General features: G+C 67.3%; 16 protein-coding genes. 14 read left to right on the top strand and 2 right to left on the bottom strand.

The genetic code is table 11. The features are described 5' to 3' along the window. Positions 1-21: 21 nt before the first annotated feature. From QRN25_RS22855 to QRN25_RS22830, 6 genes are all read left to right on the top strand, one after another. Positions 22-1866, top strand: coding sequence for an amidohydrolase (locus QRN25_RS22855; RefSeq protein WP_285021596.1), 1845 nt, complete (start codon positions 22-24; stop codon positions 1864-1866). A gap of 229 nt (positions 1867-2095) precedes the next feature. Continuing rightward, positions 2096-2971, top strand: coding sequence for a VOC family protein (locus QRN25_RS22850; RefSeq protein WP_285021594.1), 876 nt, complete (start codon positions 2096-2098; stop codon positions 2969-2971). A 3-nt stretch (positions 2972-2974) separates the two neighbouring features. Further along, positions 2975-3415 (top strand): DoxX family protein, encoded by a 441-nt coding sequence (locus QRN25_RS22845; RefSeq protein WP_285021593.1) that lies wholly within the window; start codon positions 2975-2977, stop codon positions 3413-3415. Further along, positions 3408-4793, top strand: coding sequence for an alginate export family protein (locus tag QRN25_RS22840; RefSeq protein WP_285021591.1), 1386 nt, complete (start codon positions 3408-3410; stop codon positions 4791-4793). The genes QRN25_RS22845 and QRN25_RS22840 overlap by 8 nt, the downstream gene beginning before the upstream one ends. Positions 4794-4893: 100 nt before the next feature. Next, positions 4894-5604, top strand: a complete 711-nt coding sequence (locus QRN25_RS22835) for a YoaK family protein (protein ID WP_285021590.1) — start codon at positions 4894-4896, stop codon at positions 5602-5604. Positions 5605-5753: 149 nt separating this feature from the next. Then, positions 5754-8684 carry a sensor histidine kinase gene (locus tag QRN25_RS22830; protein WP_285021588.1) on the top strand — a complete coding sequence of 977 codons (2931 nt, stop codon included), beginning with the start codon at positions 5754-5756 and terminating at the stop codon, positions 8682-8684. 108 nt (positions 8685-8792) lie between these two features. Here the strand turns inward: QRN25_RS22830 and QRN25_RS22825 are convergent, their stop codons facing one another. Further along, positions 8793-9425 carry a response regulator transcription factor gene (locus tag QRN25_RS22825; protein WP_285021586.1) on the bottom strand — a complete coding sequence of 211 codons (633 nt, stop codon included), beginning with the start codon at positions 9423-9425 and terminating at the stop codon, positions 8793-8795. Positions 9426-9533: 108 nt separating this feature from the next. Between QRN25_RS22825 and QRN25_RS22820 the strand changes: the two genes are divergently transcribed. The 6 genes from QRN25_RS22820 (at position 9534) to QRN25_RS22795 (ending at position 16823) form a co-directional block, all read left to right on the top strand. Beyond that, a complete protein-coding gene (locus tag QRN25_RS22820) occupies positions 9534-10190 on the top strand; it encodes a response regulator transcription factor (RefSeq protein ID WP_285021583.1) in 657 nt (218 codons plus the stop codon). A gap of 169 nt (positions 10191-10359) precedes the next feature. Further along, positions 10360-12504 carry a TonB-dependent receptor gene (locus tag QRN25_RS22815; RefSeq protein ID WP_285021581.1) on the top strand — a complete coding sequence of 715 codons (2145 nt, stop codon included), beginning with the start codon at positions 10360-10362 and terminating at the stop codon, positions 12502-12504. 121 nt (positions 12505-12625) lie between these two features. Continuing rightward, entirely contained in the window at positions 12626-13300 is a 675-nt protein-coding gene (locus QRN25_RS22810; protein ID WP_285021580.1) for a DUF1826 domain-containing protein, read from the top strand. Positions 13301-13374: 74 nt separating this feature from the next. After that, positions 13375-15426 (top strand): TonB-dependent receptor domain-containing protein, encoded by a 2052-nt coding sequence (locus tag QRN25_RS22805; protein ID WP_271184400.1) that lies wholly within the window; start codon positions 13375-13377, stop codon positions 15424-15426. Positions 15427-15587: 161 nt separating this feature from the next. Continuing rightward, positions 15588-16316, top strand: a complete 729-nt coding sequence (locus QRN25_RS22800) for a GntR family transcriptional regulator (protein ID WP_285021579.1) — start codon at positions 15588-15590, stop codon at positions 16314-16316. 87 nt (positions 16317-16403) lie between these two features. Continuing rightward, on the top strand, positions 16404-16823 hold the full coding sequence (locus QRN25_RS22795; protein WP_285021577.1) for a GlcG/HbpS family heme-binding protein: 420 nt from the start codon (positions 16404-16406) through the stop codon (positions 16821-16823). A 130-nt stretch (positions 16824-16953) separates the two neighbouring features. Here the strand turns inward: QRN25_RS22795 and QRN25_RS22790 are convergent, their stop codons facing one another. Then, positions 16954-17892 carry an SMP-30/gluconolactonase/LRE family protein gene (locus QRN25_RS22790; protein WP_285021575.1) on the bottom strand — a complete coding sequence of 313 codons (939 nt, stop codon included), beginning with the start codon at positions 17890-17892 and terminating at the stop codon, positions 16954-16956. Positions 17893-18042: 150 nt separating this feature from the next. Here QRN25_RS22790 and QRN25_RS22785 point away from each other — a divergent pair, with 150 nt between their 5' ends. Then, positions 18043-19005, top strand: a complete 963-nt coding sequence (locus tag QRN25_RS22785; RefSeq protein WP_285021574.1) for a hydroxyacid dehydrogenase — start codon at positions 18043-18045, stop codon at positions 19003-19005. Further along, positions 19002-19724, top strand: coding sequence for a 4-carboxy-4-hydroxy-2-oxoadipate aldolase/oxaloacetate decarboxylase (locus QRN25_RS22780; RefSeq protein ID WP_036527857.1), 723 nt, complete (start codon positions 19002-19004; stop codon positions 19722-19724). The genes QRN25_RS22785 and QRN25_RS22780 overlap by 4 nt, the downstream gene beginning before the upstream one ends. Positions 19725-19929: the final 205 nt, after the last annotated feature.

Raw genomic sequence — 19929 nt, 5'->3', positions numbered from 1 at the left:
GGTCGAACCAAGGATACGAGCATGACCGACACGATCATCATCAACGCCAAGGTGACAACCCTCGACCGTGAGAACCCGCAGGCGCAAGCGGTGGCTATCCGCGACGGCAAGTTCCTCGCGGTCGGCAGCGAGGCCGAAGTGCGCGCCGCCGCGCCCAAAGCCACGGTGATCGACGCGAAGGGCCACCGCCTGATCCCCGGCCTGATCGACAGCCACATGCACATCATCCGCGGCGGCCTCAACTTCAACATGGAGCTGCGCTGGGACGGCGTGACTAGCCTGTCCGAAGCGATGGCGATGCTCAAGAAGCAAGTCGACAACACCCCCGCCCCGCAGTGGGTGCGCGTGGTCGGCGGCTTCACCGAGCACCAGTTCGCCGAAAAGCGCCTGCCCACGATCCAGGAACTCAACGCCGTCGCCCCTGACACGCCGGTGTTCATCCTCCACCTCTACGACCGCGCGCTGCTCAACGCCGCTGCCCTTCGCGTGGTGGGCTACACCAAGGACACGCCGAACCCGCCGGGCGGCGAGATCATGCGCGACAGCCAGGGTAATCCCACCGGCCTGCTGCTGGCCCAGCCCAATGCGACGATCCTCTATTCGACGCTGGCCAAGGGCCCCAAGCTGCCGCCCGAATACCAGCTCAATTCCACCCGCCACTTCATGCGCGAGGTCAACGCGCTGGGCGTCACCGGCGTGATCGACGCGGGCGGCGGCTTCCAGAACTATCCCGACGACTACGACATCATCGAGAAGCTGCATCAGGACGACCAACTGACCGTCCGCATCAGCTACAACCTGTTCACCCAGAAGCCGAAGGAGGAACTCGCCGACTTCGCCGGGTGGGCCAAGCAGGTCACGCCGGGCCAGGGCGACGACACCTATCGCCACAACGGCGCGGGCGAGATGCTCGTCTATTCCGCCGCCGACTTCGAGGACTTCCGCCAGCCCCGCCCGGACATGGCGCCGAGCATGGAGGGCGACCTCGAACCCGTCATCCGCCTGCTGGCGGAAAACCGCTGGCCTTGGCGCCTCCACGCGACCTATGACGAGACGATCGGCCGCGCGCTCGACGTCTACGAGAAGGTCAACGCCGATATCCCGCTGCAGGGCATCAACTGGTTCTTCGACCACGCCGAAACCATCAGCGACCGCAATATCGACCGCATCGCGGCGCTCGGCGGCGGCATCGCCGTCCAGCACCGCATGGCCTATCAGGGCGAATACTTCGTCGAACGCTACGGCGCCAAGGCGGCCGAGCGCACCCCGCCGATCGCCCGCATGATCGCCGCCGGCATCCCGGTGGGCGCAGGCACCGACGCCACCCGCGTCGCCAGCTACAACCCGTGGGTTTCGCTCTCGTGGCTAGTGACGGGGCGCACCGTGGGCGGCCTTTCGCTCTATCGCGGCGACAACCGCGTCAGCCGCGAGAAGGCGCTGCGCATGTGGACGCACGAGAACACCTGGTTCTCCACCGAAGTGGGCAAGAAGGGCCAGATCAAGGCAGGCCAGCTGGCCGACCTCGCACTGCTCTCGGACGACTACTTCGCCGTGCCGGACAACCAGATCGTCCACATCCGCTCGATCCTGACGATGCTGGGCGGCAAGGTGGTTCACGGCGACGGCGACTTCGCCCCGCTCGCGCCGCAGCTGCCGCGTCCGATGCCGGACTGGTCGCCGGTCGCCACCTTCGGCGGCTATTACCAGACGCCCGAAGCGAAGCAGAAGCTGGCCTCGGCCTGCGGCTGCGCCAGTTCCTGCGGCGTCCACGGCCACGACCATGCGGCTGCGCTCGGGGCCAACGTCCCCGCCGCCGATGTCCAGACGTTCTGGGGATCGCTCGGCTGCGGCTGCTGGGCGGTATGACGTAACGCTGCGAATATACCTACCCCCCGTCATTGCGAGCGTGGCGAAGCAATCCAGAGCAGCGCCCCGACCTCTGGATCGCCACGGCCCTTCGGGCCTCGCGATGACGAATACACCCACCTCCGCTCGTCCTGAGCTTGTCGAAGGACCACAGCGCAGCGCCCGCGTCCTTCGACAAGCTCAGGACGAGCGGGGTGGGGAAACTCGTATCGAAAAAGGAGCATCCCCGATGAAGCGCTTCACCTTCCTGATCGCCGCCGCCGTCCTCACTGCGGCCCCGGCCCATGCTGCCGAGACCGCCGACTATTCGGTCGGCCCGCAGTACGACACCACCCACGTCTACGTGCCGCAGGAGCAGTTCGACACCTTCGTTTCCAGCTTCGTCGCCACTTTCGGCGGCACCACCAGCAAGCAGGGCGAATTCCAGGTGACGCCCACCAAGAGCCTCACCAAATCGCAGCTGGTGCTGACGCCTTCGGGCACCGTCTCGGTGTTCGGCTTCAAAACGCCGATCCCCTATCCCTTCGGCGACGAGCGGACCGGCTACCTCGTCACCGACATCGACGCGGCGGTGGCCTCGGCCGTGAAGCACGGCGCGGTACGCCGCATCGCCACCTTCCCCGATCCCATCGGCCGCGATTCCGTGGTCCAGTGGCCGGGCGGCGTGAACATGCAGATCTACTGGCACACCGCCAAGCCGAACTACGCGCCGCTGACCACCGTGCCCGAAAACCGCGTCTACCTGACGCCCGACGCCGCCGACGCCTTCGTCAAGAGTTGGACCGGCTACGCCAAAGGCAAGATCATCGCCGACGACAAGGCCGCCTCCGGCGCCGAGATCGGCGAGCCCGGCAAGACCGTGCGCCGCGTCTCGATCGAGAGCGGCTACGGCAGGATGGTGGTCTTCGTCTCGGACGGGCAGCTGCCCTGGCCCTATGGCCGCGACATGACCGGCTACGCGGTGAGCGACCTTTCCGCCACGCTGGCGAAGGCCACGGCGGCAGGCGTCGAAACCCTCGTCGCGCCCTTCGAGGTCGGCAAGCGCCAGACCGCCATCGTGCGCTTCCCCGGCGGCTACGTCGCCGAGATCCATCAGGGAGCCTGAGCCATGGCCAGCCTGCCCCCGATGAACCGCACGCCTTCATTCGTCGGGGCAGTGCTGGACTTCACTCCCACCGCCTTCCTCGCCCGCCTCGCGCTGGTGAGCGCCTACCTCGTAGGCGGCGTGACCAAGCTGGGCGACTGGCCCTCGGCGCTGGCGGAGCAGGCCCACTTCGGCCTGACCCCGCCCGCGCTGTGGGCGGCGCTGACCATCGCGGTCGAACTGGTCGGCCCGCTGCTGATCCTCTTGGGCCGTCTGGTCTGGCTGGGCGCGGGGATGCTCGGCGTGTTCACGTTCTTCGCCGCGCTGGTGGCGAACGCCTTCTGGACCATGCCCGAAGGACCGGAGCGCTTCGGCGCGATGAACGCCTTCTTCGAGCACATGGGCCTCGTCGGCGGCTTCGTGCTGGTCGCGGTGCTGGCGCGCAGGGGGCAGGGCGATGCCTAGGCTTTGCAGCCTCGCTTCGCTTGCGGCAACGGCGGTGGGCGCGCTGCTGCCCCATGCCGCCCTCGCCGCGCCGAAGGAGGCATGGGAGGCCCCGACCCTCACGATCACCCGCTACGACGAGGACTGGTCCGACCTCGAAAGCGCCGAAAAGCGCGATCACCACTGGACCGGCCCTTTCAAGTACATCCCTCTGGCTGACGACATCTGGCTCTCCACCGGCATCGAACTGCGCGCCCGCAGCGAGAACTACGAAAACAACCTGTGGGGCAGCGCCGACGCGCCGAACGACAGCTATGTCTGGCTGCGCGCGCTGCCTTACGCGGACCTCCACGTCGGCAAGCTGCGCGCCTTCGCCCAGCCGATCCTCGCCACCTCGGTCAGTGTCGCGCCCTCGCCCGGGCCGGTGGACGGGACCGGCGTCGACCTGCTGCAGGGCTTCGTCGAGGCCGACCTCGGCCCCGTCACCCTGCGCGCCGGGCGGCAGATGCTCTCGCTCGGCACCGAGCGGCTGGTCGGCACGCGCTACGGCCCCAACGTGCCGCTGGCCTTCGACGGGCTCCGCGCCAACGTGACGGTGGGAACGGCGAAAGTCAGCCTGCTGGCGGTGCGCCCGGTCCAGCCCGGCAAGGGTAGCTTCGACGACCGCACTTCCTCGCGGAAGGCACTGTGGGGCGCCTATGCAGCCATGCCCGAACTGGACCTCTATTATCTCGGCTACCGCAACGACGCCGCGCGCTGGGGAGAGCGGCAAGGCGGCGAGACGCGCCACACCCTCGGCGCACGCTGGCACGCGAAGCGCGGCGACTGGCACTGGAACGTTGAGGGCGCCTATCAGTTCGGCCGTTTTGCCAAGGGTTCAGGAGGCGGTTCGATTTCCGCCTGGACGGTGGGCACCGAGTTCGGCCGCGCTTTCCCCGACCTGCCGCTCTCGCCCGACCTGACCTTGCGCGCCAACGTGGTGAGCGGCGACCATGACCCCGCCGACACCCGGCTCGGCACATTCAACGCGCTGTTTCCAAAGGGCAAGTACTTCGGCGAACTCTCGCCGGTCGGCCCGTACAACATCATGAACCTGCATCCGGCGATCGGGCTGCAACTGGCGCCCACGGTCTCGGCGGGCGTGGCGGCGGCGGCCTACTGGCGCCAGTCGCGGCAAGACGGGATCTACGACATTCCCGGCAACCTCGTGCGCGCCGCCGGAGACAGTCGCGCCCGATTCATCGGCAAGGAAGTAGAAGCCACGCTGGCCTGGCAGGCGACGGCGGAACTGGAGCTGTCGATGTCGGTCTCCGCCTTCGCGCCGGGGGCCTTCATCCGCGACACCGGCACCACCAAGACCATCCACATGCTGGGCCTCGAAAGCAATTTCCGGTTCTGAGATCTTTTCCAGATCATCGAACGTAACGAACCAATTTATTCGGATAAACCGACAGGTCTTCACCCGGTAGACCCTTTCGCATCACTCAGGAGATCGCATCATGTCTACCCCGCCCCCCGCTTCCGTTCCCCCCAAGTCCACCCTGCTCCCATGCCTGCTCTTGCTGCTCTCGGCCACGACCGGCCTTGTCGACGCAGCCTCGGTGCTGGGGCTGGGCAAGGTCTTCACCGCCAACATGACCGGCAATGTGGTGTTCCTCGGCTTTGCCGCTGCGGGGACGCCGGGGTTCAAGGTGATCCCCTCGGTGCTCGCGCTTCTCGCGTTCATGGCGGGGGCCTGGGGCGCCGGGCACCTCGCCCGCGCGCATGTCGAGCGAGCGCTCGGCCGCTGGCTGATGTGGGCCGCCGTCGCCGAGGCCGCGCTGCTGTGGATCGCGGCGCTGATCGCGCTCGACATCGACGTTGCCGCGCAGGCACCCAAAGCGGGCGTGATGGCGGTGATCGCCCTGACCGGCTTCGCGATGGGCCTGCGCAACGCCACCGTGCGCCAGCTCAAGGTGCCGGACCTGACGACCACCGTGCTGACCCTGACCATCACCGGCATCGCGGCCGATCAGGTCGGCGGGCGCACCCCCAACTTCGCCCGCCGCTTCGGCGCGGTGCTCTCGATCTTCGCGGGCGCGGCGGTCGGCGCGCTGCTGCTTATGCACGGCGGGCTGGCTTTGCCGCTCACGCTGGCCGGAGCCATCGTACTGGGCGGCACGCTGGTGTTCCTTCGCGACCCCGCCGCCACCACGCCGCACCGGCCCTGACAACACCTCGTCATTGCGAGCGCAGCGAAGCAATCCAGGGCGGTTCAAGACTGCCCTGGATTGCTTCGCTACGCTCGCAATGACGAACCTTGGGAAGACAAACGAAAGGTTACCTTGTCGCCCGCGCGGGCGCATGCAATGCGCGGGCGATGCGTCCCGTCCGTGTCGCCCGCCCGCTTTTCCGCGCCATCGCTGCCCTCATCGGCGCGAGCCTCTGCGCGCCCGCGCTGCTGGCCTCGCCCGCGACCGAGATCCCCGGCTACGCCAGCCGCTACTGGTCGCTGGCGGACGGCGCCCCGCCCGATATCCGCGCCATCGCCCGCACCCGCGACGGGTTCCTGTGGCTCGGCTCGGGCGACGGGCTCTACCGCTTCGACGGATTGAACTTCCTGCGCGTCGAGCCCGAGGACTTCGACAACTTCCGCGCCCGGCAGGTCACCGCGCTGGCTGCAGGGCCGGACGGCAGCCTATGGGTGGGCTATGCCTTCGGCGGCATCGCCCGGCTCAGGGATGGGCACTTGCGCGGCGCCAACCCGGAAAAGCCGCGCGGGCGCATCACCGACATCATCGCCGCGCCTGACGGCTCGATCTGGGTTTCCACCTGGAGCGGCTTCGGCTCGCAGCTGCGCCATTGGGTGAACGGCCGCTGGGACGTGATCGACGTCGACGGCCCGCTGCTGCGCATGTACCGCCAGAGCAACGGCGCCATCTGGATCGCCTCCAATCCCGACTTGCGCCGTCTGGCCCCCGGCAGCCGCAAGCTGGAAACGGTGCCCGCGCTCATGAACCTCGGCCCTGCCTTCCGCGAGGACCGCACCGGCGCGATGTGGTTCTATTCGAGCGACGGCCTCCAGCGCCTGATCGCGAAGGGTTTTGCGGAAACCGGCGTCGGTTTCGGCGAGCCGCTGAACGGCGGCGACGGCTGGCGCGAGATGCTGTTCGACGACGATGACCTGCTGTGGATCGCCGGCAATGCTTCGGGCCTCGCGACCGTGCCGCGCGGCGCGCTGAGCATGGAACAGGCGCACACCTATCCCGTCGGCATGTTCACCCTGATGCGCGACGGCGAGGGCACCATCTGGGGCGGCGCGCCGGACGGCCTTCACCGCTTCGTGCGTACGCCGGTGGTGCGCTACGCCGCCATCAAGGGAGTGCGCACCGGCATCGCCACCGGCCCGGACGGCTCTCTCTACATCGGCGGGGACGAGGGCCTCTACCGCATCGTCGATGGCAAGGCGCAGCTGATCCTGCGGTCGGGGCTGGTTTCCGAGGTCTGCTCGGTTTCGGGCGTCGGCGCCTATGTGCTCACGTACAAGAACGAATATCTCGTGCGCGGCGCCGCCGTGACGCGGATCGTCGGTCCGCTGGAGCATGAGCGCCAGTTCGCCCAGGCCTGCGCCTCCGATCCGCAGGGACGGCTGTGGGAATCGGTATCGGCCTCCGGCATGTTCCGGCTCGACGGCACCCGCTGGACCAAGGACGAGCGCCTGCCGCCCGCTACGACCTTCATCGCGCCGGGGCCCAATACCTTCATCGTCAACCAGCCGCTGCGCCTGCTTGCCCGCGTCCATGACGGCAAGACTACGCCCATCTGGCCCGAAGGCGACGGCGCAGGCAGCAAGGGCGGCGTCGGCTTCGTGCGCATGCTCAAGCAGATGGACGGCGAGACATGGATCGGCGGCGAGGCGGGCCTCGCCCGCTACGACGGCCGCCGCGCGCAGCAACTGAGCGCGCGGACGTATCCGTGGCTGGCAGGGGTGATGGGCATCGTGCGCGTCGCCGGGCATTACTGGCTGATCTCGTCAGGCGGCATCATCCGCGTGGCCGAGGCGGACCTCGATGCGGCTTTCGCGAAGCCCGGCACGCCGATCCCGCTCGCCCGCTTCGGCCAGAGCGGCGTGATCCGCGCGCGCACCGAATCCTACTCCGCCAACGACGCCGCCGTCGATGCACAAGGACGGCTGTGGTTCGTCACCAGCACCGGAGTGGTGCAGGTCGATCCCTCGCGTATCGCTCCGCGCCGGACCGACATGCCGATCGCGGTCACCGGGCTGGAAGTGGACGGCCACGCCTATCCGCTCGCGAACACGCGCCTGCCTGCGGGCACCACGCGCGTCAGCCTGTCCTACGTCGGCCTCGGCCTCGCCGATGCGGAGAACAACCGCTATCGCTACCGGCTCGACGGGATGGACGAGAACTGGGTGGAGGCGCAGGGGCGCCGCCGCGTCGATTACGCGGGGCTCGGCCCCGGTACGTACCGCTTCCACGTCACCGCCGCCACCGGCGACGGGCCGTGGGCGAAGCGGGAAGCGACCGCCACTTTCGTCATCGCCCCGCATTTCTGGCAGACCGCGTGGTTCCGCCTCGCGGTGCTGGCGGCGGCGGTGCTGGGTGGCTACGCGCTGTTTCGCTGGCGCATGCGCGCCGCCATGCAGTCCCTGCGCGACCGCATCGAGGAACGCGTGGCCGAACGCGAGCGCATCGCACAGGACTTGCACGATACGCTGCTGCAGGGCTTCCAGGGCCTGATGCTGCGCTTCCAGACGGTGCTGCACCTGACCACGCCGGGCACCCCTGCCCACGCCGCCATCGAGGAAGCGCTGGAGCGTGCCGACGACGTCCTGCTCCACGGCCGCGAGCGCGTGCGGGGCCTGCGCGAGGATGCCGAGCCCAAGTGCATCGCCGAAACCCTGCGCGCCTGCGCCGCACGCGTGGTGGGCGATACCCTGCCGTGGGAGGTCAAGGTCGACGGCCCCGAACGGCTGGTCGGCGCTCCGGTCGCCGAGGAACTGGAACTCGCGGTGGGCGAGGCGCTGGCCAATGCGGTAAAGCATGCCCGGGCAGGCATGGTGCGGGTGGAGATACACCACGGCCGCGACCGGCTTTCGCTGCGGGTGGTGGACGACGGCGTCGGCCTGCCCGAAGACGTGCGCGCAGCCGGCGGGCGAGAGGGACACTTCGGCCTCACCGGCATGCGCGAGCGGATCGAGCGGCTGGGCGGCGCCTTCGCGATCGCCAATGCGGCGGGGCAGGGCACCTCGATCCGGCTGAGCCTGCCCGCGAAGATCGCGTATCGCTGATGGCTTTACCCGCACCTCTTTCGTCATTGCGAGCGAAGCGAAGCAATCCAGGGCCAGGTAAACCGCCCTGGATTGCTTCGCTTCGCTCGCAATGACGAGGGGGAGAATCTAAAGCTCGATCAGCCCGTTGCGCACGGCGATCGCCACGGCATGCGTGCGGTCCATCGCGCCGAGCCGCGCGAAGATCGCCTTCATATAGCCTTTCACCGTGTCCTCGGACAGTGACAGCCGCGCCGCGATCTGCTTGTTGGAATTGCCCGCCGCCGCCAGTTCCAGCACGTCGCTCTCGCGCGCGGTCAGGCGCTTGGCCTCGCGGTCGGCGGCGCCGAACACCTGCCTGTCGAAGTGCGTGCCGCCCCGATGGACCGAGCGGATCGCATCGAGCAGTTCGGTCCGCAGGCTGTTCTTGAGCAGGTATCCCGAGGCCCCCGCCTTGATCGCCTGCGTCGCGCGGCCATCGCCCGAATAGGTCGTGAGCACCAGGATGCGCGCCTCGGGAAATTCGGCGAGGATGCGCGTCATCGCCTCCACCCCGTCGACATTGGGCATCTGCAGGTCGAGCAGCAGGATATCGGGGCGCGCCTCGCGATAGATGCGCACCGCCGCCTCGCCATCCTCGCCCACCGCGATCAGTTCCAGATCGGGCTGGGTCGCGAAGACGGCGACGATCCCATCACGCAGCAGCGGGTGGTCATCGACCACGGCGATGCGGATAGTGGCCTGAAAATCGCTGTTGTCCATGTGATGCGTGTAATCCGGCAGGGCGCTCGGGGGAAAGCCCCCCGAAAGAGGGGATTGCCGGTTGTGTGCACTTTGCATCATTCCCGCTCCGCCAGAAGGAGTTGAGCAATGATCCATCCCACCAACCAGCCGACGCGCAATCCCGCCGACGACCACGCCCGCCCCGGCAAGGTTTTGATCGTCGATGCCGACGGCGAGGCCCGGTCGAGGCTGCACGCCCTGCTGGACGCGGAGGGCCATGTCGTCGAGACTTTCGCCTGGGCTGGAGCCTTGCTCGACGCGGCGCTGCCCGAAGCGCCGTGCTGCATCGTCGCGGAGGTACGCATGCCCACCATCGACGGCCTCGAACTGATTGAGCGCCTCAAGGGCCGCGGCGAGCCCATTCCCGTCATTTTCCTGACCGACGATGCCGACGTGCCGCTCTCGGTACGCGCGATCAAAGCGGGGGCGGTGGACTTTCTGCCCCGCCCCTATGACGAGCACGACCTGCTGGGCGCCGTCGAGCACGCGCTGGAAATCGACACCGAGCGGCGCTCGGTCGCTCGGCGAAACCAGGCCATTTCGCAACGTTTCGGCACCCTCACCCCACGCGAGCGGCAGGTTATGGAGGGCGTCGTACGGGGGTTGATGAACAAGCAGATCGCCTGGGAACTGGAGATCAGCGAGATCACCGTCAAGCTCCACCGCTCCAGCCTGATGCGCAAGATGGCCCTGCGCTCGGTGCCCGACCTGGTTCGAGCCTCACTTTCGATGGCCGCGTTCTAGGGTCGGAATCCGGGCTCGGGCTCCCGGCAAGAACACCGATCGGCAATCTTCCGGAAATGATGTTGTAACATCTCCTGAAATCCATTAGGTGCGGTGCGTCATCGTCCTTCGGGTCGCCCGTTGACGAGCAGAGATACGTTACATCATGTCCTTTCAGGAACCCAACCGAATGAAACTCCAGCTTCTTTCCGGCTGCGCATTGGCTGTTCTCGCCTCCCCTGCCATCGCCCAGACGCAACCGGCGCCTACGCAGACCGCCAGTTCGGGCACCGACACCTATCATCAGTCGGCAGGGTCGGAGATCGTCGTGACCGGCGTGCTGTCCACCCGCCGCCAGGACATGTTGTCGAGCGTCGCGGTAGTGCAGGGCAAAGATCTGGCGCAGGCGATGCGTCCCTCGATCGGCGAGACCCTGGAGCATCAACCCGGTGTCTCGGCCACGTCCTTCGGCCCCAGCGCCTCGCGTCCGGTGCTGCGCGGTCTTCAGGGCGAGCGCGTGCGCGTGCTGACCAACGGCCTCGGTTCGATCGACGTCTCCAACACGTCCGTCGATCACGCCGCCGTCGTCAATCCGCTGCTGGCAGAGCGCATCGAGGTGCTGCGTGGGCCGCAGTCGCTGCTGTACGGTTCATCGGCGATCGGCGGCGTCGTGAACGTGATCGACAAGCGGATTCCCACTTCGGTCCCGGACGAGGCGGTCCATGTCGATGCCATGGGCACTTATGGATCTGCCTCCAATGAGCGCTCGGGCTCGGCCTCGGTGGACGTACCCCTGAGCAACGGCCCCGACGGCGGCTGGGTCGCCCATGCCGACGGCAGCTACCTGAAGAGCGACAACGTGCGGATCGGCGGCCACGCCCTCACCCCGGCACTGCGCGAACAGGCCCGCGCAACGAGCCTGCTGCCTGCCGAAGAGCCGGCAGATGGCGAGGAAACGATCGACTACGCCGCCAACGCTGCCGTGAACGGCAAGCTGCCGAATTCGGCGTCGAAGACCTGGACAGCCGGGGCCGGCCTTGCCTACATCGGCACCGGCGGCAACATCGGCGTGTCGTACAGCCACTACGACAGCCTTTACGGCGTACCGATCCGCTTCGCCACCCAGCCGGGCGACGAACAGGAGGCGCCCCGCCTCAGCCTGAAGCAGGACCGCATCGACATGCGCGCCGAACTCGACGGCGACGGCAATGTGCTGGACAAGGTATCGCTGCGCCTCGGTTATGCCGATTACACGCACGCCGAACTGGAGGAAGACGGTTCGGTCGGCACCGCGTTCTACAACAAGGGCATGGAAGGCCGCCTCGAATTCACGCAGGCGAAGCACGGCGCCTGGCACGGCGTCACCGGCCTGCAGTTCTACAACCGTGACTTCAACGTCATCGGCGACGAAGCCTTCCTGCCCAAGAACACCACCACCCAGATCGGCCTCTTCACGCTCCAGCAGCTTGACTACGGCGCGCTCAAGTTCGAGGCCGGTGGCCGCTACGAGCACACCTATCTGTCCGCGAGCCCCCTGAGCGATCAGGAACAGTTCTTCGACGGCAGCCGCAGCTACGATGCGTTCTCCGGCTCGCTGGGCGCATCCTACGGCCTCAGCGACAACTGGCGCGTCGGCCTCAACCTTTCGCACACGGAACGCGCACCGGCGGCGGAGGAAATCTTCGCCAATGGCCCGCACGCAGGCACACAGGCCTACGAGGTCGGCAACCCCGACTTCAAACTGGAGAAGGCCAACAGCATCGAGGCGATCCTGCGCGGCAGCGGCGAGAACTACACCTTCGAGGCATCGGCCTATCACACCTGGTTCTCGAATTTCATTTACGAGGACCTGACCGGCGCGGAAGAGGATGGCCTTCCCGTCTACCAGTTCCGCCAGACCGACGCGCGTTACTACGGCTTCGAGGCGCAGGGGTCATTCACCCTCGCCCGGTTCGGCGACGGCAAGGTGGTGGCCGATGCGCTGGGCGACTATGTCCACGCCCAGATCAGCGGCGTCGGCCCCGCGCCGCGCATACCGCCGCTGCGCGTTCTGGGCGGGCTGAGCTATCAGGCGCCCAAGTTCGACATCCGCGGCGAAGTAGAGCGCGTCACCAAGCAGGACCGCACGTCCGAATTCGAGACGAGCACGCCGGGCTACACTATGGTCAACGCCGAAGTGAACATCCGTCCCTGGGGCAACGAACGTCCACTCAGCTTCGCCTTGTCGGCGAACAACATCTTCGACGTCGTGGCACGCCGGGCATCGTCGTTCCTCAAGGACTATTCGATGCTCGCCGGGCGGGACATCCGCGTCAGCGCGCGGGTCAGCTTCTAAAAACCGGCTTCCGACGGATCACCTTCCGGGGCGACGGCCACGTCGCCCCGGAAAACCGGTCAGGCATCGGGAACGACCGCCGGCCTGAACCGAGAGACCAGGGGTCACGCACATCCCAGCCATGAACATTCCTGTCTCGCCCGGCGCCGACGAAAGCGCAATGCCCTGCGGTTCTTTGTCGCACCCACGAGCGGCATGGATCGCGGCCGAAATCCCGCTGGTGCTGGACTGCATCCACGACGAGGCCGTCCACCTCGCCTTGTGGCAGCGCGCGCGGCCGGCGTCGCTCGACTGGCTCGATGCGCTCGACCTCGACGAAATCGACGATCTGCAGGAGACTTTTCCGGTCGTAGACCTGACTGTGTCCATCCCCGCCGCGCTGCGGGATGCGGGCTACCCGGACGATGGGCGCGCCGCCACGCTTGCAGAAGAGATCAGCACCCAGGCACGCCTGTTCGCCCGCATCATGCAAAGCGACGCAGTCCGCATACGGCTGGAGATCGTCGAGACCGATGCCTGCCGCAAGTTCCACATGGACAACGTCCGGGCGCGGATGATCATACCCCTTACCGAACCCGGCACGGAGTGGATCGAAGTGGCCTGTGGACAGGACGCATCCGTCAGGCGATTGCGTGCAGGGAACCTCGGACTGTTCAAGGGCCGTATCTGGGCCGAAGAACCGGCGATCCTCCATCGCTCGCCGCCGATCGCCGGAACGGGCATATCGCGCCTGCTGCTGGTTCTGGATCTGCCCTTCCCGGCCCTGCCCTCGCCGATGCCGCCGGAAACTTTTTGAAATATAAATATAATGTTATATCATCTCATTATGATCTAACGGCCACCCCTCAAGCCTAGAGGGGACAATTCGGCATGAAACACGGAATACTTCTGGCCTCGGTCGCGACCGCTTGCATCGTCGCTCCGGCAGCCCTCGCGCAATCGACGAAGGCGCACCGCGCCGATGACATCGTGGTCACGGCGACGGCGCTGCAGCAGCGCGCGGACGAGACCGTCACGCCGGTCCTGACGCTGGGCGGAGACGAGCTTGTCCACCGCCGTCAGGCGACGCTGGGAGAGACGCTGGCCGGGCAGCCCGGCGTCAACTTCGACAACTTCGGCGGCGGTGCGAGCCGCCCGGTCATCCGCGGCCAGACCGCGCCGCGCGTGCAGGTCCTGTCCGACGCCTCGCAGATCCAGGACGCCTCGCAGGTCTCTCCGGATCATGCGGTCGTGGCCGAGCCGCTGCTGATGCGCGGAATCGAGGTTCTGCGCGGACCGGCGACGCTGCTTTACGGCGGCGGTGCGATCGGCGGCGCGGTTAACGTGCTCGACAGCAGGATTCCCACGGCCCTGCCGGCCAATGGCGTCGCAGCGGTCGCGGAAGCGCGTCTCGGCACGGCGGACAACGAACAGTCACTGGTGGGCGGCATGACCGGCGCCATCGGCAACTTCGCCGTTCGCGTGGAAGGCGTCGCCCGTTCCAGCGACGACTATCGCGTTCCCTCGCGCTTCGGCGACCGTCGCGTCGACGGCTCCTACAACGACACCTCGACGTGGTCCGTCGGCGGCGCCTGGGTCGGCGAGCGGGGATATATCGGCGCAGCCTATACCCGGCAGGCCAGCGAATACGGACTGCCCGGCCACAGCCACGACTACGAGGACTGCCACCCGCACGGCGCCAGCCTCCACTGCGGCGGCCACGATGACCACGCCGATCACGATGATGGCCACGATCACGACCACGACCACGACGAAGAGGGCCATGACGAAGTGCCCTACGTGCGCCTGCGCAGCGAGCGAATCGACATCCGCAGCGACTACGAAGAGCCGCTTCCCGGTTTCGAGCGGGTGCGCTTCCGCGCGGGCATGACCACGTACCGCCACGAGGAACTGGAACATGACGAGGTCGCGACGACTTTCCGCAACAAGGCGCACGATGTCCGCCTTGAACTGACGCACAAGCCGCTGGCGGGACTTCGCGGCACTTTCGGCGTCCAGCACGCCCGGAGCGACTTCAGCGCCATCGGCACCGAGGCCTATCTGCCCGAGAGCAAGACGACGAACACCGGCCTGTTCCTCTTCGAAACGCTCCAGTTCGGTCCCGTCCGCTTCGAAGGCGCCGTGCGGCAGGAGTGGCAGAGGATCGAGACGACGCTGAACCGCCGCGCCGAGCACAATCCGTTCTCGCTCTCCGGCGCGGCAATCTGGGAAGCCGGCAACGGTTATTCGGTCGCGCTCTCGCTCGCCCGGTCGCAACGTGCGCCGATGGCACAGGAACTGTTCGCGCGCGGCGTGCACCTTGCGACCAATACCTATGAACTGGGCGACGCGACGCTGGGCAAGGAAACGGCACACTCCATCGACGTGACCCTGCGCAAGTCGCTGGGCGACACGCACTTCACGCTGGGCGCCTATCACCAGGACTTCGACGGCTACATCTACGCCGAGACGCTGGACCGCTTCGAGGACTTCCGCCTCATCAGGTACACCGCGCACGACGCCACCTTCACCGGCATCGACGGCGAGGTCCACCATCAGTTCTCGCCGACCATCGGGCTTGCCGTTTTCGGCGATTACGTGCGCGCGAAGTTCAAGGATGAAGGCGGTAACCTGCCCCGCATCCCGGCGGGACGTCTCGGCGCGCGCGGCGACGTCGCGGTGGCGGGCTTCGCCGTGAACGCAGAATACTTTCGCGTCTTCGAGCAGAGCCGCATCTCCTCCTACGAGACGCGCACGCCGGGTTACGACATGGTCAACGCCACAGTCTCCTACAAGCTGGCTCTCGGCGAGCAGTCGGCCGAACTCTATGTGCGCGGCACCAACCTGACGAATGCCCTCGCCTTCAACCACGCATCCTTCATCAAGGACGCCTCCCCGCTACGCGGGCGCAACGTGGTGTTCGGCCTGCGAACCATGTTCTGATCCCGAAAGACAGGGAGGACGGCGCAGGGAGGACGACGCGGCGACGTCTACGCCGTCCTCCCTTCGCGACTTCATCTCTCTTGAGCGCCGTCACGTACCTCTTTGCGCCCCCTTCGTAACGGTCTATGCCGCTGATCGTATCCAAAACGCGAAGCGACGCCATGACCAGAGACCTTACCGTTCCCCAGGGCGTCGCCAGCCAGCGCGTCGCCGATATTCTAGCCGAACGTATCCTATCGGGAGCACTGCCTCCCGGTGCACGGATCAAGCAGGACGAACTGGCAGACGAACTGGCCACCAGCCGCATTCCGGTGCGCGATGCCTTGCGCATCCTCGAGGCGCGCGGGCTGGTCACCATGCGCGCGAATGCGGGCGCGCGGGTCACCAGCCTGACGCGCCGCGACCTCGAGGTATCTTACGAAATCCGCGAAAGGATAGAGCCGCTGCTCCTTGCCGACAGCGTCCCGCACCTGACCGAAGCCGACCTCGCCGACCTGCGCGCCGTCATGGAGCGCAACGAGCAGACCGCCGACATCGACGAAGCGATCGCGCTCGGCCGCGAATTCCACTGGATCACCTATCGCCGCCACTCGACGCCATTGCTCGCGCAGATCGTCGAGCGCGTCTGGGACACGACGCAAAGCTATCGCCGCGCCTACATGAAGCTGGCGATGTCAGGGGCAGCGGCGAGCGCCACGCCGGGAGCGAAAAGCCCGGGTGGACGCACGCACGATCTGGAGCACCAGCTGCTCTACGACGCCATCGCCAAGCGCGAGGTCGAGACCGCGCAGGCCGCCCTCGTCATGCACATCCGCCGCACCCGCACCAGCCTGCTGCGCTACGGGCACCTGATCGGCGACGGCGGGGCGATGCCGCTCGCAGCGGAGTGAGCGGGCGCTTGTAAAAGCCGCGCAGGACGGGCAGGCAGGGGCCGCCTTCCCCAAGGTTCGCCCACCGATTCAGGAGAACCTGTGCGCATGATTACCCTCGACCAGTCCCGCAGCCTTATCGCCGCCACTCGTGCCAAGGGGCGCGAAATGGGGCTCAATCCGCTGACCGTCGTGGTGCTCGACGCCGGCGGCCACCTCGTCGCGATGGAGCGCGAGGACGGCTCGGGCTACGGCCGCCCCGACATTGCCGCAGGCAAGGCAGCGGGCGCGCTGGCGATGGGCGTGTCCAGCCGCAAGCTCGGCGACATGGCGGCGGAACGCCCGCAATTCATGGCGGCGCTGTCGGCCGCGTGGCACGGCAAGCTGATCCCGGCGGCAGGCGGCGTGCTGGTGCGTGACGAGGCGGGCGCGCTGCTCGGCGCGGTCGGCGTGAGCGGCGACCTCTCGGACAAGGATGAGGAAGCGGCCTTCGCGGGGATTGCGGCGGCAGGCCTGACAGCCGCCTAATTTGTCCCCGAGCTTGTCTCGGGGAGGTGGCAGCCCGTCAGGGCTGACGGAGGGGGAATGTTCGAACTCTCCCCCTCCACCACCGCCTGCGGCGGCGGTCCCCCTCCCCGAGCAAGCTCGGGGAGGATCTTTAAATCGTTGCCTCGTAGATCTCCCGCCCGGCTACCGGCATCTCGACCTTGTAGACCGTTCCGGTGCTCGATTCCGTGAAGAACAGCCACCTGTTCCCAGGCCCGCCGTAGGCCGCGTTGGTGGTGTAGCGCCCTTCCGGAACATCGATCCGCAGCATCGGCTCGCCCCGGTCGGAGAACAGCCACACCGCGCCGAAGCCGACATGGCAGACGACGAGGTTGTCGTTCTCGTCGATGGTCAGCCCGTCCGGACCGGAGCCGCCGGAAAGCTGGATATAGGTCCCGACCTTGGAGATCACCTCGCCTCCTTCATTACCCGTGGCATTGACGAGAGGACAACGCCACACCGCATTGGCGCGCGTCACGGCAAGGTAAAGCGCGGTCCCCGCCTTGTTGAGCACGAGGCCGTTGGGGCTGGGAATGCCGTCCAGCATCAATTCCAGCCGCCCGGTCCCGGCGCGGACGCGGAACAGGCGGCCGTTGGGGTTCTGCCAGCCCGACTGACCCTGATCGGTGAACCAGATGTCGCCGTTCTTCGCGATCGTCAGGTCGTTGCAGCCCAGGAACGGTTCGAGCAGATAGCGGTCGAACCACGTCTCCGCCTTGCCGCTGGCAGGGTCGCAGATGACCATGCCCTTGTGGTGATCGGCCACCAGCAGGCGCCCGTCGCTCAGGAATTTCATGCCGTTGGGCTGGCCGTCGTATTCGAAGCCGACTTCACATTCACCATCCGGGCTGATCCGGAACAGTCGCCCCCAGGGAATGTCGGTGACCCACAGGTTGCCCGCCGCATCGAAGACCGGGCCTTCGAGGAACACCGGCGCGGCGGCGCCGTGAAGCTGGACCTGCGCCCACTGCGTACTTTCGCCGAAGCGGCGGAACTTGTCGGGAATACGGCAGAACACTTCCGCGGTGACGGCGGGCGGGGCGGCGAACATCGTCCTCTCCTTCGATTGATCGCCCGGACGGGAAGTGCCCGGATCGGATACATGTTATAGGCCGCCAACCGTATTGCAGCTTGACCCTAAGCCAAAGGCCTTTCACCGTCAGGCCCTCCAAAATCGCCCCGATGGTATACATCAAGAACAATGTCCAAGGACACTCCTACCCCCTCCCGAGAGCGCGTCTGCATCGTCGATCCGATCCATCCGTCAGGAATGGAGCGCATCGCGGCGGCGCATGATGTCATCGGACTCGACGATCCCAGCGTGGCCGAAACGACCGTGCTCGTCATCCGCACCAGCCCGCTGGGGCCGGATATCTTCGGCGCGATGCGCGGCCTCAAGGCCATCGTGAAGCATGGCGCGGGGGTGGACAACATCGCCATTCCTGCCGCTACCCAGCAAGGGGTGATGGTCGCCAACACGCCGGGCGGCAACAACTCCACCGCCGTGGCAGAGGGCTCGGTTTCGCTGATGCTCGGCCTGCTGCGCCGCACGCGCGACATGGATGCCCTCGTGCGCGAGGGGCGCTGGGACGAACGATGGGGCATCCGCCTCGGCGACCTCACCGGTGCCCGCGTCGGTCTGATCGGCTTCGGCCGGATCGCCCGGCAAGTCGCCAAGATCTGCGGCGCCGGGTTCGGGTGTGAGGTGCTGGCCTTTGATCCTGTGGTGTCCGATGCTGAAGTGCGCGCCGCAGGTGTCGAACCGGCAGACCTGACGGGCGTGCTCGGCTGCGACATCGTATCCATTCACGTGCCCCTGACCGAGGGCACCCGCAACCTCATCGATACCGTCGAGCTGGGCATGATGAAGCCGCACGCGCTGCTGGTGAACTGCTCTCGCGGAGGGATCGTCAACGAGGCAGCGCTGGCCGAGGCGCTGCGCTGCGGCCAGATCGCGGGCGCGGGTATCGACGTGTTCGAGGCCGAACCGCCCGCTGCCGACCACCCGTTGTTCGGCCTCTCCAACTGCCTGCTCTCGCCCCACGTCGCGGGCGTGACCGAGGCGGGGATGAAGGACATGGCGCTTCATGTCGCCGCCGTCATCGACACCGTCAGCCGGGGCGAAGTCCCCGCCACCCTGCTCAACCCGGAGGTTCTGCCGTGACCGTGCCCACCAAGTCCGTGATCTATGCCAGGGTGCACCGCCCCGACCCGGCGCTCATCGCCCGCGCCGCGAAGTTCGGCATCGCCGACCTGCACGAAGGCCTTGGCGAGATCGCCGGGCGCATGTGCCTGATGAGCCCGGCCATGGTCCCCATCGCGCCCGGCCAGAAGGTCTGCGGTCCGGCGGTGACGGCGTGGAATTTCCCGGGCGACAACCTCGCCATCCATGCCGCACTTTATACCGCCGAGGCGGGCGACGTGCTGGTCCTGACCAACGGTGGCGGGCATCAGGGCGCGCTGTGGGGCGACGTTGCTTGCACGTTCGCGCAGAAGAAGGGCCTCGTCGGCACCGTCGTCCATGGCGCCACGCGCGACGTCGATGCGATCCGGGACCTCGGCTATCCGGTCTGGTCTACCGCCGTCTCTCCCGAACACCCCAAGAAGCGCGGCCCGGCGGCGGTCAACGTGCCGATCGTGGTCGATGGCGTGCTGGTGGAGCCGGGCGACCTGATCGTCGGCGATTCGGACGGCGTTCTGGTGATCCCGCGCGCGCTGCTGGAACTGGCCGTCACGAATGCCGAGGCCCGCGCAGCCAACGAGGTCGAGTTCCGCCGCCGTATCGGCGAGGGCGAAGTGCTGTTCGACGTCCTCGGCATGCGCAAGCTGGTCGCCGACCTCGGCATCGAGATCAAGGACTGCACCTGGGAGGAGGACCGCTAGGTCCATGCAGGAGGCCGGGGCTGCCTTGCGCGGCTCCGGTCTTTCCCGGGCAGGAAAATCATTGCCGCACTGCACAATCTCTCTTGCCGCATCGCAAGCCTGTGCTAGCCATTACTCCTTAGGAACGGGAAGGGGGCGTCGCCTTCGTCCTGGCATCAACCGGCCCGTCCCGTCGAGCCGTATTCGGTACGTCGGCATGGCCTGC

It is taken from the genome of Novosphingobium sp. fls2-241-R2A-195, assembly GCF_030209485.1.
Taxonomy (GTDB): Bacteria; Pseudomonadota; Alphaproteobacteria; order Sphingomonadales; family Sphingomonadaceae; genus Novosphingobium; species Novosphingobium resinovorum.
Note: the sequence above shows the minus strand (reverse complement) of the source record. Positions and strands in the feature narration are given on the sequence as shown.